The following is a 13,648-nucleotide window of genomic DNA, read 5'->3' as shown; positions in this document are numbered from 1 at the left end:
GTCAATTCGTGAGCGTTTTTAATGCTTGCGCGGCTCGTGCACGTACGCCCTCGTCCGGATCGTCTTCGGCGATCGGTTCGAGAATTCCGGCGAATTGCGACCAACGAGTTTGTGTCATGGCATAAATGGCCGCGTCGCGTACTTTGGCGGAGCGGTGATTGGAAAGGTCGCCGAATGCGCCAAATAGGTCCGCGTCGAATGCACATACGCTCGCGAATACGGCGAGCTTGAATGCCGCCCAAATGCCTTCATTTTCGGTTTTGGCACCACTTGCGAGCGCGATGATTTCGTCACGGTCCAAAATGGGCACGCTGCTGCGAATGAACGCCGCGACGTCCGTCCATCGAGGTCCCTGAAGGTCGAACCAGCGTAAGCCAAGGCGATGGTCGTCCGTGAATCGGATGCGGCAATCCTTGGTCGCCGTAGACCATTCATACACGAGCGGCTGGTTGTCATCGCGTTCGATGCGGTTCCACAAGAACCACTGCTGCGACGCCAGCCTTCGCACAGCATCGGTATCGACATTGTCCTTGCACAAGAGCCGCGTCGATGACTGGTCGTTCACGTGCACGCTCCTTGGATCGCTGCCCGGAGCGTACCGAGGCGATGGGATGCGTCAATTGAAATGGAAGGAACGCTCACAACGTTTAGCTGCATGGCTAGGATTTTATCCAAATGTCTATGAACGAGCGGAGCATGCATTGCGAATCAGCGAATATTTCGCCGTGAATCTCGGTCAGCGATGCAAGGAGCTGCCGCGGAGATTGCTTGGCACGGAGGATGCAAAAGCTCGAATGCGTCACGCCAGGATAGCTCAGTGGATAGAGCGCGTATTCACCCTGGCCGGTATTCTCCGGCAACGGCAGTGATGGTCAGGGTTACTCCGCTTCGGACGGCGAGGTCGCGGGTTCGAATCCCGTTCCTGGCACTGAATGAAACAGCCTCACCCCCAACCCCCTCTCCGTGAAAGGAGAGGGGGTGAAGAAAGGAGAGGGGCAATGACGAACAGAATGCGTCGAGTTGTAGTCGTTTGTGATCAAACGATTGTGCGGACTTATTTCGATCGGATCGGTAGCTTGACTCTTTCGAGCGTCGTGCCCGCGTCGTCGTAGACCTGCACCTCGAGCTCGCCCGAGTCCGATGCTTGAAGCGTGTTGTAGCCCCACGTGCGGAACGACCATGATGGTTCGATGTTGAGCTTGAGGGGCGTGCGAAGTTTGCCGTTGATCAGGAAGTCGACGTGCACGGCGCGCGTTTCACTAGAACGGTTGCGCATTTTCAGGTGTGCATACACGCGCGTGCCAGGGGCCGCGGCCTTGAGTTTGTCGACGGGTTCCTTTTTCTCGACGCCCGACGTGATCGTGAGCTCGAGGAGTTCGATCGGTACGCGCGTGCGGGGTGGTGGCGCTGGAGGCGCTGGTTGCGCAGACGATCCAGTGCCACTCGGAGCTGCAGCATCGGCAGGTGCGCTGCTCGTTGGCACGGCAGGAGCGCCATCGGCGGATCGTTCTTCGCATCCACCGAGGCACGACCACATGGCGAAAAGCGTGATGCCGTAGCGAAAGGCCGGCGTCATTTCACAGCCTCCTCGTAACGATTGTGCAGCTCGACGGGCGCTCGTTGACGCGTGCGGAGCTTCATGTTGACGAGCTCGACGGACAGCGAGAAGGCCATCGCGAAGTACACGTAACCCTTGGAAATATGCTGCCTCATGCCTTCGGCAACGAGCAGCACGCCAATGAGCAAGAGGAAGCTCAGCGCGAGAATGCGCATGCTCGGGTGCTTGTTGACGAACCGTCCGATCGCTCCGGCAAAGAGGAGCATCACGATCATCGCAATGACGACGGCGGTCGACATGATGACGAGGTGCTGCGCCATGCCGACGGCGGTGATGACCGAGTCGAGCGAGAAGACGAGGTCGAGCAGAACGATTTGTACGACGGCGAAAGAAAATGAAAGACGAGGCTTCGGAGCACCTTCTTCTTGTGTATCCACTTCGAGCCGCTCGAACATTTCGTGCGTGCTCTTGGCGATCAAAAAGAGGCCTCCTCCGAGGAGAATGAGGTCACGTGCGGAGATCGGGTGACCGAGCACCACGAAGAGATCCGCTGTCAAACCCATGACCCACGTGAGGCCAAAGAGCAGGCCGAGACGCATGAACAGCGCCAGCCCGAGACCCAACGTGCGCGCCGTGGGTTGTTGATGCGGCGGCAGCTTGTTGGTCGTGAGCGTCAGAAAGACGATGTTGTCGATGCCGAGAACGATCTCGAGTCCGGTGAGCGTTGCGAGGCTGGCCCAGCTATCGGCGTGTTTGAAGACTTCGAGCGCACTCATGAGTTGGACGTCTTTAACACGAGAGGACGCAAGGCGCCGAATGCTTGGCGCAGCGCGACGGTTCAGTTCATCGACGCGGATGATTCGAGACGCGCGTGATCGGTGATCTCACTGTGGAACGCTCGGAAGATCGATTCCTCCGGCCAGTGCGGAGCACCTTCGAGCAGGGTCGGGACTTTCGCGTGTTGCCCGCGATCGATCGCGACGATCGCGGCTGCATAACGCATCGCCCAAAAGACGAGCGGGCTACGTTCGCTCGCGCGTTCCAAGAGCTCACCATCGCCAGGTTCGCTCTGGTGCGCAAACGCTCGGGCGAACGCACCCACTGCGACGCGAATGCCAAGAATGCGATCGCGGAGCGCGTCGTTTTTCACCGGCAGAGGCATGCGAGCGAGTCGGCGCGCTTGTTCGAGTGCGGCGTCTCGGTCGCCTTCGAGCGCGAGCAAGATCGTATCGAGAAAGAGTCGGTGTTCGAGCGCGGCTTCCCAAGCGGGCCCTCGTTCGGCAGCAGCGAGAGCCGCGCGAGCGCTTTCGACCCAACCGTGTGCGGCGAACGCCGTGGCCGTCATGAGCGGGGCCATCGTGGCGGGGTAGGGAATTTTTTCGAGCGCGGTCGACCAGCTTTGCAGCACGGCGATCACGTTGCCTGAACGCATCACGCGACGAAGGCGCCGCCGCGACCACCACCTGGAAAACGCAGCGGCGCCTGCAAGGGCGAGCAGTGCTGCAGCGATGAGTGGTTCGTGGAGGGAAAACCGGACCGCGGCGGCTGCGAGCGCTGCAGACACGACGAATGCGATCCAGAAGAGCGCGCGCCCGCCGCCGTCGTTGCCCAGAGATAGATGATCCACGACGGGTCTGTAGCGTACGGACGTGTGCCGAGTCGGCAAGTCGCGAGCGATGCGGCAAAACAAAAAGAAAAGGGCCTGCCACACCCGCTTTCCGCTACCGTTGCTACCTTCCGGTCCTGGCGGGGTTCACAGCGCGCTGTCGGCAGACCCACAACAATGATGCACGATTCCCGCTCGCGGGCTCAGTCCGAAAGGAATGCGCCACGAACGATGTGCAACGGCGCCTTCGTAGCCCATCGTCACGTTCGTGTCGAGTGGCACGTTGAAAAATCCCAGCCGCGTGGGGATTGCCGCGGAGGATCCATGGGATCAGCCGCTTTTCGATCGCTCAGCGCACGTGTGCGTGGTAGCGCGCCCGCGTGACTGACACTGCCCTCTCCTCTGGTCGTCGTGTCCTCGTGCTCGGCTCGGGCGCTCGCGAACACGCGCTTTCGCTCGCACTCGCTCGCAGCGTGAGCACGTCCGAGGTCATCGTTGCACCCGGTAATGCTGGGACGGTTTGTCCGGGTACGGATCGCGTCGCGCCCATCAGACGCGCGAGCAGTGCCGCGGACAAACCCGAAGCGATCGTCGAGCTTGCGCGTCGTGAAGGCGTCGATCTCGTGGTGGTTGGTCCGGAAGCACTGCTTTGTGCAGGTGTCGCGGATGCGCTCGAGCAAGCGAGCATTCGCGTATTTGGTCCCAACCGCGAAGCGGCTCGCCTCGAAGGATCGAAGGCGTTCATGAAAGAGTTTGCCCGACGTCACGGCATTCCGACGGCGCCGTTTGCCATCGTGACGACGTTCGAAGAAGCCGAAGCGGAGATTCGACGCCGTGGCGCGCCCATCGTCGTCAAAGCCGACGGGCTCTGCGCGGGCAAAGGTGTCGTCGTCGCTCGTACCGAGGAGGAAGCGATCGCCGCGGCGCGGGACATGCTCGTGGACAAACGCTTCGGTGAAGCAGGACAAACCGTGGTGATCGAAGACGTCATCGCTGGAGAAGAAGCGAGCGTCCACGCGGTCACGGATGGAACGTCGTTCATCGTTCTCCCGGTCGCGCGTGATCACAAACGCGTCTTCGATGGCGACGCCGGGCCCAACACCGGTGGCATGGGCGTCTATGCACCGTCGCCGCATGTGTCGCCTGCGCTTCTCGCGCGTATCGAACGGGAAATTTTGCAGCCGACGATCGATGGAATGCGAAAGGAAGGTCGGCCGCTGCGCGGCGTTCTTTTCGCGGGGCTCATGATCACGCCTGCGGGTGACCCCATGCTGCTCGAGCACAACACTCGCTTCGGCGATCCTGAATGCGAAGCGCTCGTGTCGCTCATCGAAGGCGACTTTGCAGCGCTCTGCGATTCCGTGGCGCGTGGAGCGCTCGACACGAAAGCTGTGCGAATTGCATCCGATCGAAGCGCGGTCGTCGTCGTGCTCGCAGCCGCGGGGTATCCAACCGCGCCGCGATCGGGCGACGTGATTGCCGGCATCGATCGCGCAGCGCTTCGTCCGAACGTTGCGGTGTACCATGCAGGAACGCGCGATGCGGGCGGCGAAATCGTCACGTCGGGCGGTCGAGTCCTCGCGGTCACGGCGACGGGCGGATCGATCGCTGAAGCCCGCGACAACGCGTATGCTGCGGTCGCCGACATATCATTCGACGGTGTCCATTTTCGACGCGACATCGCCGCTTCGGCGGCCGGCGTCGCGACTGGTCCCTGAGCTCCCTACGCCTGCGCGGCTTGTTCATCGAGACCACTCGACCCTGCTCCGCATCCCCGTCATGCTTCACCATGCTGCTCGATTTGCGACGTAGCTCGAGCGCGACAGCACGCCCGTGGAACCCATCATCGATCTTGCACCAGGTGCCGAGGACAATCAGCTCGCCGTCGAGCTCGTGACGCAAATTCGTCGGAACGTCGCTCGTTCGACCAAGAAAAACCGTGACTTTCGTTCGCTACGAGGCTCGGTGCTCATCGTCGCGCAAGACACGCAGTCCGTGCTCACGATGCGATTCGACCACGGTCGGCTCACAGTTCACGAAGGTGCGGTGGGCATCCCGTCCGTGACGCTCTGCGGTGACGAGCAAGTCTTGCGCGACCTTGCGCGTCTGAAGCTGTCGCCGTGGCTGCGGCTTCCGACAGTGGTCTTTCGTACCAGTCGGGACTTCGGCAAGCGGACGCTTTGGGATTTTGCCCAGGCGATGACGGCAGAGCGGCTCACGGTGTACGGCTTGTTTTCGCATCCGAGGCTGCTCTTGAGTCTGTTGCGGGTGGTTTCCAGCGACCCGTGACGAAGGGATCGACAGAGCCACTTTGACGGCGCTTTGCGCCGTTGGTATGGCTCGAATATGGCGGTTCGACTGCGGTATCTCTCGCACGAGCTCGAGGTGCCAATCGGCCAGTTCGTGATTGGGCGCAGCGCGGACTGCCAACTTGCGCTCGACGATCCGCTCGTATCGCGGCGGCATGCACTGCTGACGGTGCGTACCGATGGCGTGACCGTGGAAGACTTGGGAAGTCGCAACGGCGTGCGCGTCAACGATTCGATCATCGAAGGTCGAGTCGAAGTCGTTCATGGCGACAGGATCACCATCGGTTCGCAGGAGATGGTGCTCGAAGGCGTACCTGACGAAAGCATCATCGCGGCACCCGAGTCGATCGCGTTCGGCACGACGCGTGCGTCTACGTTGACGCAACAAACTGCCGCCGCGATGATGCAGCGCGAGGACCTACGCGAGGAGCCGTGGAGCGAGTCGACGACGCCCGGGATATCGCTGAGTTTTTCTTCGTCGCGTGCTCCGTTTGGGCCTGCGCAGCCGGACCGTCGCGTCACGGCATTGTCGTTCATCGGCAGCCTCGCGGACAAGGCGCTGACGATGGGTCGGGCCGAAGAAGCAGAGCGTATTTTGCATCGTTCGCTCAATGAACTTTTGGAAAAAGCCCGTGGAGGTACTTTACCGCCGAACGAAGTTGCCGCGAAAGCTGCGATGTATGCTGCCAAGCTTGCATCAGCGACAGCCAAAGGCTCTTGGATCGAGTACATCTTTGCCCTCTACTCCTGCACCGAGCAGCTCGTTCCAGGTTCCGTCGTCGACGAGCTTTATTCAGCGGTGCGCAAGGTGAAGACGCTCGACATGGCCATTCTACGAAACTACGTCGAATCGTTGCGAAAGCGCTCTTCCAACCTTGGGCCGAGCGAGCGGTTCGTGCTGCAGCGCCTCGAGGGATTGGAACGCCTCGGGGGCCTTAAGTGAGGATGCGAGATGCCGTTTCGGATTCGCTACCTTGCGCATGACCTCGAGCTTCCCATCGGGGATTTCGTCGTAGGACGTGGCCCCGAATGCCAGCTCGCAGTCGACGATCCGCTCGTCTCACGCAAGCACGCCGTGCTTCGTGTGAGCAGCTCGGGTGTCGTCGCGCAAGACCTTGGCAGTCGCAACGGCGTGCTCGTCAACGGCGTGAAACTCGAAGGGTCGCGCGAGCTGGTTCCAGGCGACAAAATCCGCATCGGCAATCAAGAGATCGTCGTTTACAAAACGGACGACCATCGACCCGGATCGCACGCCGACGAAGAGCAGCGCCGCGCGATGCAGACGATTGGCGGCATGCACGTCGCCGACATCCACGCATCGATCGAAGCGGCGGCGATGGACTCGAAATCCTCACCCGATGGGCGACTTGGCGCATCCGAAACTGCGCGTCGTTTCCAGTCGGTGCGCCTTCTGTGCGGCGTGGCGGACAAAGCCCTTGCTCTCGGGCGTGCCGACGAAGCCGAACGTATCCTCGCGTCGCTCTTGCAGGCGATCCTCAAGAAAACCAAGGAAGGCAGTCGCCCCAAGGGTGGCGTCGCCGAATACGCAGCGCTCTATGCCGCACGTCTTGCCGCTGCCACGACGAAAGGCGCATGGGTCGACTACGTCTTCGACCTCTACATGTCCATCGATGCACCGCTGCCTCCAGCCGTCATCGACGAGCTCTTCACGGTCGTACGAAAAGCCAAAAATTACGACATCAAACTGATCCGCGCGTACGTCGCGGCGATGCAGAAACTGGCTCCGCAACTCGGTCCGGCCGATCGGTTTCTGGTCCAACGAATCGAGGGCCTCGAGCGCCAGGTCTCGGTGTCGTAACGCCTTCGTCTCGCCGTTCGTTTGTCTCGACAGACGCTTGCGCGCGCCGGTTCATCCGTTGCCATCCCAGGTTTTTCTCGGCCGCACGACGAATCGCATCACGCAGCTCCGCATTGCGCACTCGTTCGACTTCACCCGCCACGTTCGAAGGAAGCGGCACGGCCGGAGGTGTCGTGCGCACGTGCTCTTCTCGCGTCTTGCTCCGCTCGGGCGCATCCACCTGACCCACGCGAAACCGCAGCGCTTCGACCGGGATTCCACGCGCGCGAAGTTGCGCGAGGATCGGCTCACCAAGCAGCGACAACTCTTGCGCCCACGTGGAGCTCGCCACGCGCACGTGCAGCACGCCGCGATCGAGTTTCGCAGGCATGGCGCGAGCCGCGATGCGCGTTCCCACGGCCGCTTCCCAGTCACGAGCCGACACGGGAGCACGTGCATCAGGCGCTTCTTTGGGGGGCGAAATCTCGGTTGCTCGGCCGAGCACCGCTCCGAGCTGCTCAATTCCCCGCAGCGCTCTCTTCTTTTTCACTTCGCTCTAGATCAAACGGGGTACCGAAGGTGGGAGTCGAACCCACAAGTCCGTAAGGACAACGGATTTTGAATCCGCCGCGTTTGCCATTCCGCCACTTCGGCTCGATTCGAGAGCGCGGACATTAGCGCATCCGGGGGCTGGTCTGCAATGTGATCCTTCACTAAGGCGTTTCGTTGCCGGAGTCGAACGGCTCCGGGCCAACCGTGTCTCCCATGCTATACCGCGCGCCTGCCAGCGCCGAGGTCTGTATGAGCAAGTCGAAAGTCGCGATTTTACGCACGTCCCCCGCCACGGTCCTCGATGACTACCACCGCTTGATGAACCTCGCGGGCTATCAGGACGTGATTGCCAAAGATGCCGACACGGCGCTGAAGGTGAACATCTCCTGGCACTTCTTCTTCCCAGGTTCCTCCACGGTCCCTTGGCAGCTCGACGGCGTCATCCGCGCCATGCTGAAGGACGGCTACGACAAACAGCTCGTCCACGCTTGCCACAACCGCACCGTCGTGATCGACGCGCACCTCGGCGAGCGCGAAAACAAGCAGGTCGACGTGGTGAATGCGCACGGCTTGCGCAATGTGCACCTCTACGAAGGCGAAGAGTGGATCGACATTCGTGACGCCGTCGGTGACTTGACGAAAAAGTTCACATGCTTGAACGAGGTCTACCCGAAGGGCTTCAGCATCCCGAAGCGGTTCATCGGGGAGAACATCATTCATCTACCGACGGTCAAGACGCACATCTTCACGACGACCACGGGCGCGATGAAGAACGCGTTCGGCGGTCTGCTCAACGAGCATCGCCACTGGACGCATCCGGTCATTCACAAGACGCTCGTCGACTTGCTCATGATCCAGAAGAAGATCCATCGAGGCGTATTTGCCGTGATGGATGGCACGTTCGCCGGTGATGGTCCGGGCCCGCGCTGCATGATCCCGCACGTGAAAAACGTCATCCTCGCATCGGCTGATCAAGTGGCGATCGATGCCGTGGCCGCGAAGCTCATGGGCTTCGATCCGATGAGGGATCTCGAATTCGTGAGGCTCGCGCACGATCTCGGGCTCGGCTGTGGCGACGTGCGCGACATCGAAATCGTCGGTGACGTCGACGCGGCGAAGGAAAACTGGAATTTCCAGGGTCCTTTCAAAGAGATGACGTTCGCCTCGCGCAACCAGCATCGAATTTATTGGGGCCCGCTGAAGGGGCCGATCGAGTGGTCGTTGAAGACGTGGCTCGCGCCGTGGGCCTACGTGGCATCCGTCGCGTACCACGACATGTTTTGGTACCCGATGTATGCCCAGAAAAACGTGCAGAAGGTGCTATCGAGCGACTGGGGCCGCCTCTTTGCGAATTGGGGCAATGTTTCTGCTGATCCCGAAGGCCGTGGATTTCCCGATGTCGGCGCCGTCAGTCCCGAGCTGATACGAATCGGGCTGAAGCATTTCGTCGAAGGCTTCCGCCTCATTGGCATGGCGGTCGCCGAATCCCCCGAATTGAAGCACCGACAGATGCGCAAAGACCGCGAAGCCGCACGCGCACATTCCTGATAGTTGGAACGGGTTTGGCCTGTAAACCAGGCCAGACCCTTCGTCGGCGCGCACGGACGCGTGCGCGCTGAGCACCTAGTTCTTCGAGGGATCTTTGGGCGTTTTGTCGTCCGAAGTCGCGTCGTCGCCTTCGGCTGTCGTTCGGAACGCCGCAGCCTGATCATCGTGCCCGTCGTCGTGGGTGACGATCGTTGCGGATTCGACGGGATCGTTGGATGACGACAGCGACAGGTCGACGCTGCTGCTGTTGCCAACTTGTTTGGCAGCCGTATCGGCTACGTTGCGACGGACGAGCTCGAAGACGTCGAAAGCGATGGGCTTGCCCGTCATTTCGCGGGCATTGCATTCGAACGAGCTCTGAGCGGCTCGATGGGTTGCTTCGTCAATGAGAATCTGGTTTGTCTCTGCGATGCCTTCGAGCACTGCGGCTGTACGAGGCACGATACCGAGCACCGTGTGTTCGAGGCGTCCGTAGGCTTTCGAGCCGACTTCGCCGACGGAAATATTTCCCGTCGCAATGCCCATGCGGACGCCCAGCGCATAAGGAGAATCCTTGCCGGCACGCACGGCAAGCGTGCGGAGCTGCGATCGAATGGTCAGGCATGCATCGAGCGCACGGCCGACGTGATCTTCGCCTTGGAAAACCACCATGACCGCGTCGCTCACGAACTTTTCCACGACGCCCCCGCGATACGTGATAGCCGGCACGATGACCTCGAAATTGGCGTTCAGCGTGCGAACCAGCTCGTCGATGTTGTTCGGCGTCACCTTGGTATGCGTTCCCGCGATGTCGATGAATGCGACCGATGCAGGTCCTGTCGTGACGGGCACGTAAAGCGATTTGGCGCGCAAACGATCGACGAGGTTTGGGCTGACGAACATGCGCAAAACGGAATTTTCTTCGGACGATTGCGCATTCTTTCGCAGTTCGAGCACGTGCTTGAGCGTCTTTTCGATGGTGACTTCGAGATCTTTGAAGTCGATGGGTTTTACGACGAAATCGAAAGCACCGCGATTCATCGCCGTGCGAATGTTCCCCATGTCGCCATATGCCGATACGACGATGGTCCTTACGAGCGGGGCGACATCGATGACATGCGACAGGAACGTGAGTCCGTCCATTCCGGGCATGTTGATGTCGGTCATGATGACGTCGATGTCGTCATGCTTGCGGAGTTTTTCCAGGGCATTCAAACCGTCCGACGCAAAAACGAAATCATAAATGCCTTTTTTTATCTGCTGCCGAAATCGCTGCTTGACCAAAAGCTCGACGTCCGGTTCGTCGTCCACGACCAGAATTCGGGCCCTGCCCCGTTCTCGATGTTCGGTCAATGCCGCGAAAGCATTGGCGAATTCGCGCGCATTGCGAAAACGTTTGTCCGGGTCCTTGGCAAGTGCTCGTTCAAAAAAGTTGTCCACTTCCGGCGGAAGTGCTGGCACGACCTCCGACGGTCGAGTGAATGGATCGGTGCAAATGCGCACCATCAGCATACCGAGCCATTGTCCGGCAAATGGATTCACTCCGGTGAGCGCTCGGTATGCAACCACCGCGAGCGACCAGAGATCACTTCGATGGTCCACCACGCCGCCGCGAATTTGCTCGGGACTCATGTAAAGCGGCGTGCCGACGATGGTTCCCGCCGCCGTCTGCCCAAGGACTTCGTCGTCCGCATCGATGTTGGGCTCCGACAACATCGCCACGACGCCGAAATCGAGAATCTTTACGACTTCACCCGTATCGCTTTGCGAAAGGAAAATGTTGGCCGGCTTGAAATCACGATGCACGATGCCTTTGGCGTGTGCCGATGCCAGCCCCAAAGCCGCCTGCTTGATAATCGATGCAACGACCCCGAGCGGCATGCGATTGTCCCGCTCGAGCCGACTGTCGAGGTCTTCTCCTTCGAGCAGTTCCATCACGATGTACGGCGAGCCATCGTGGATACCGTAATCGTGAATTTGCACTACGTGCGGATTTCTGAGCTGCGCGATCGCTTTGGCTTCGCGGTCGAAGCGCAGCCGCGCCATGCTCGACGCCATGTGGTCCTGGGTCATCAACTTGACCGCCACTCGACGCCGCAGGTGCTGGTCGATTGCTTCCCAGATGAAGCCCATGGCGCCGCGTCCAATTTGTTGCACCAGTTCGTACCTGTCGGCAACGACGCGGTTATGCATGGTAATCCACGATATCCTACAGATCACCGCTTCGCTCGTCAACGTAGGTTCTCCATTTTCAGAATGGTGATCGAGCCTTCACGACCTTTGGTTTGAACATTTGGGGCTTCGGATCGCCTTTGGCGCCCTTCGCCCCAAACCCCAGGTTCGGCTCGGTGCTACCGTCTCGCGCGTGCCGGTCCTCGTTGCGCAAGACATCTCCAAGTCCTATGGCCAGAAAACCATCCTCGATGGCGTCTCCTTATCGATCCACACAGGCCAGCGCGTAGGGTTGGTCGGATCGAACGGCAGCGGTAAGAGCACGCTGGCGAGAATTCTCGCGGGACTCGAAGCGCCCGATGCAGGTTCGGTCGCCGTACGGCGTGGAGCCTCCGTCGCGTACCTCGCGCAAGAACCCACGCTCGATCCAGACGCGACCGCGCGAACCATCGTAACCGAAGGACTTGGCGCTTGGTCACAGGCCAAGACAAACCACGAGCGTTTGTCCGCGCGCATCGCAGCCGGTGAACCGCACGCGGACAAACTCCTCGCCGAGCAAGCCGAAGCGGCCGCGCAAATCGAACGTCACGGCGGCTGGGATCTCATGCATCGCGTGGAAGAAATCCTCGGTCACCTCGGCATCGAACGCCCCGACGTTCCCGCTCGCGAACTGTCCGGCGGTGACAAACGTCGCGTCGCTCTTGCACGGATTCTCGTCGCACCACCAACATTGCTCATTCTCGACGAACCCTCCAATCACTTGGACGTCGAAACGATCACGTGGCTCGAAAAGTACCTGCTCGAAGAATTCGAAGGCGCATTGCTCGTCGTCACCCACGATCGATACCTGCTCGATCGCATAGCGGACCGCACCCTCGAACTACATCGCGGCGTCGTGCACGCGTACGAAGGCGGTTACGAAGCGTATCTCGAGGCCAAAGCCGAACGCCTGGCGCTCGAAGCACGTACCGAGCAAAACCGCCAGAACTTTTTGCGCGGCGAGCTCGAATGGTTGCGCCGGCAGCCAAAAGCACGCACGACCAAACAAAAGGCGCGCATTCAACGCGCAGAAGCCGCCAAAGACGCTCGCCCCCAACGCGCCGAACGAACCGCACGCCTCGTCGCGGAAGCTTCCATCACAGGCAAAACGCTCGCAGAGTTACGTAACGTATCGGTAGATTTGGCCGGGCGTACGCTCGTGCGCGACCTGGACCTGGTGATCATGGCCGGCGAACGGATCGGCATCGTCGGGAGAAATGGTACGGGAAAAACCACTTTGCTGCGGACGATTCTAGGTGAAATATCGCCTTCGCGCGGCGCCGTGGTCATCGGCAAAAATACGAGATTGGGTTATTTCGACCAGCATCGAAGTGGCCTCGATGAAGACGCGTCGGTCTACGACAACGTGGCATCGACGGGAAATAAAATCGAGCTTGGTGGTCAGCCCATTGAAGTGCGATCGTTTCTCGAACGATTCGCCTTCGATTCGCACGCGCAACGCCAGCCCGTGCGATCCTTGTCCGGCGGCGAACGTGCTCGGGTCGCGCTTGCCCGCATGCTCGCGGACAAACACGGTCTTTTGATATTGGACGAACCCACGAACGATCTGGATTTACCCACGCTATCGGCGCTCGAAGAAATGCTCCTCGAATATGGCGGCAGCGCAATCGTGGTCACGCATGACCGGTGGTTTCTCGACCGAGTCGCCACATCGCTGCTCGTTTTCGAGGGAGACGGGCGCATCGTGCGATATGCCGGCGGCCATTCCGATTACCTCATGCAGAAAGCGGCGGCCGTAGCCGCGCGGGAGGAGGCGGCACGAGCAGCCCAGGCGGAAGCGAAATCGATCCAGAAAGACAAACCTCCCGCAAAAACCTCCAAGCCCAAGGGGCTCACGTGGGCCGAACAACGCGAATTCGAAACGATCCTCGATCGAGTGGACGCGGCTGAAAAGGAAGTGGCCGATTGCGAAAAAGCGCTGACGGATCCGTCGCTTTATTCGTCACGCCCGACCGAAGTACCTGCGATGACCCGAAAGCTCGAAGAAGCGAAGGCGCGTGCAGCAGCGCTCGTGGCTCGCTGGGAAGAGCTGGAACAGAAGCAATCCGCCACTTGACGGAATCAAT

Annotated in this window: 12 protein-coding genes, 2 tRNA genes and 1 other RNA gene; 7 read left to right on the top strand and 8 right to left on the bottom strand. The window is 60.4% G+C overall.

Going from position 1 to position 13,648, the window contains the following annotated elements:
• Nucleotide 1: 1 nt before the first annotated feature.
• On the bottom strand, nt 2–565 hold the full coding sequence (locus tag IPM54_13800) for a HEAT repeat domain-containing protein (protein MBK9260877.1): 564 nt from the start codon (nt 563–565) through the stop codon (nt 2–4).
• Between the two features lie 238 nt (nt 566–803).
• On the opposite strand from IPM54_13800, the gene IPM54_13795 reads away from it, so the two are divergent.
• Nucleotides 804–928, top strand: a tRNA-OTHER gene (locus tag IPM54_13795).
• Between the two features lie 126 nt (nt 929–1,054).
• Here the strand turns inward: IPM54_13795 and IPM54_13790 are convergent.
• The 4 genes from IPM54_13790 to ffs form a co-directional block, all read right to left on the bottom strand.
• Nucleotides 1,055–1,576 (bottom strand): DUF2914 domain-containing protein, encoded by a 522-nt coding sequence (locus IPM54_13790; protein MBK9260876.1) that lies wholly within the window; start codon nt 1,574–1,576, stop codon nt 1,055–1,057.
• Complete coding sequence (locus tag IPM54_13785; GenBank protein MBK9260875.1) at nt 1,573–2,334, bottom strand: TerC family protein; 762 nt, start codon at nt 2,332–2,334, stop codon at nt 1,573–1,575. The genes IPM54_13790 and IPM54_13785 overlap by 4 nt, the downstream gene beginning before the upstream one ends.
• Nucleotides 2,335–2,396: 62 nt before the next feature.
• Entirely contained in the window at nt 2,397–3,185 is a 789-nt protein-coding gene (locus IPM54_13780; protein MBK9260874.1) for a hypothetical protein, read from the bottom strand.
• 65 nt (nt 3,186–3,250) lie between these two features.
• Nucleotides 3,251–3,338: signal recognition particle sRNA small type (gene ffs / locus IPM54_13775), an RNA gene on the bottom strand.
• Nucleotides 3,339–3,583: 245 nt separating this feature from the next.
• Between ffs and purD the strand changes: the two genes are divergently transcribed.
• The 4 genes from purD (at nt 3,584) to IPM54_13755 (ending at nt 7,292) form a co-directional block, all read left to right on the top strand.
• A complete protein-coding gene (gene purD, locus IPM54_13770; protein ID MBK9260873.1) occupies nt 3,584–4,882 on the top strand; it encodes a phosphoribosylamine--glycine ligase in 1,299 nt (432 codons plus the stop codon).
• Nucleotides 4,883–4,997: 115 nt separating this feature from the next.
• Nucleotides 4,998–5,453 (top strand): hypothetical protein, encoded by a 456-nt coding sequence (locus IPM54_13765; protein ID MBK9260872.1) that lies wholly within the window; start codon nt 4,998–5,000, stop codon nt 5,451–5,453.
• Nucleotides 5,454–5,510: 57 nt separating this feature from the next.
• Nucleotides 5,511–6,416 (top strand): FHA domain-containing protein, encoded by a 906-nt coding sequence (locus tag IPM54_13760; GenBank protein MBK9260871.1) that lies wholly within the window; start codon nt 5,511–5,513, stop codon nt 6,414–6,416.
• Nucleotides 6,417–6,425: 9 nt separating this feature from the next.
• Entirely contained in the window at nt 6,426–7,292 is an 867-nt protein-coding gene (locus IPM54_13755; GenBank protein ID MBK9260870.1) for an FHA domain-containing protein, read from the top strand.
• On the opposite strand, the gene IPM54_13750 is transcribed toward IPM54_13755, so the two are convergent.
• Together IPM54_13750 and IPM54_13745 are read right to left on the bottom strand one after the other, a co-directional pair.
• Nucleotides 7,174–7,821, bottom strand: a complete 648-nt coding sequence (locus tag IPM54_13750; protein ID MBK9260869.1) for a DUF721 domain-containing protein — start codon at nt 7,819–7,821, stop codon at nt 7,174–7,176. The genes IPM54_13755 and IPM54_13750 overlap by 119 nt on opposite strands.
• Nucleotides 7,822–7,842: 21 nt before the next feature.
• A tRNA-Leu gene (locus tag IPM54_13745) sits at nt 7,843–7,925 on the bottom strand.
• Between the two features lie 147 nt (nt 7,926–8,072).
• On the opposite strand from IPM54_13745, the gene IPM54_13740 reads away from it, so the two are divergent.
• Entirely contained in the window at nt 8,073–9,371 is a 1,299-nt protein-coding gene (locus IPM54_13740) for a DUF362 domain-containing protein (protein ID MBK9260868.1), read from the top strand.
• Nucleotides 9,372–9,446: 75 nt separating this feature from the next.
• Here the strand turns inward: IPM54_13740 and IPM54_13735 are convergent, their stop codons facing one another.
• Nucleotides 9,447–11,549, bottom strand: a complete 2,103-nt coding sequence (locus IPM54_13735; GenBank protein ID MBK9260867.1) for a protein kinase — start codon at nt 11,547–11,549, stop codon at nt 9,447–9,449.
• A gap of 166 nt (nt 11,550–11,715) precedes the next feature.
• Between IPM54_13735 and IPM54_13730 the strand changes: the two genes are divergently transcribed.
• A complete protein-coding gene (locus IPM54_13730; GenBank protein ID MBK9260866.1) occupies nt 11,716–13,638 on the top strand; it encodes an ABC-F family ATP-binding cassette domain-containing protein in 1,923 nt (640 codons plus the stop codon).
• Nucleotides 13,639–13,648 lie beyond the last annotated feature (10 nt).

This window comes from Polyangiaceae bacterium, from assembly GCA_016715885.1.
Taxonomy (GTDB): Bacteria; Myxococcota_A; Polyangia; order Polyangiales; family Polyangiaceae; genus Polyangium.
The sequence above is the reverse complement of the archived record's forward strand: the minus strand, read 5'-3'. Positions and strand labels throughout refer to the sequence as shown.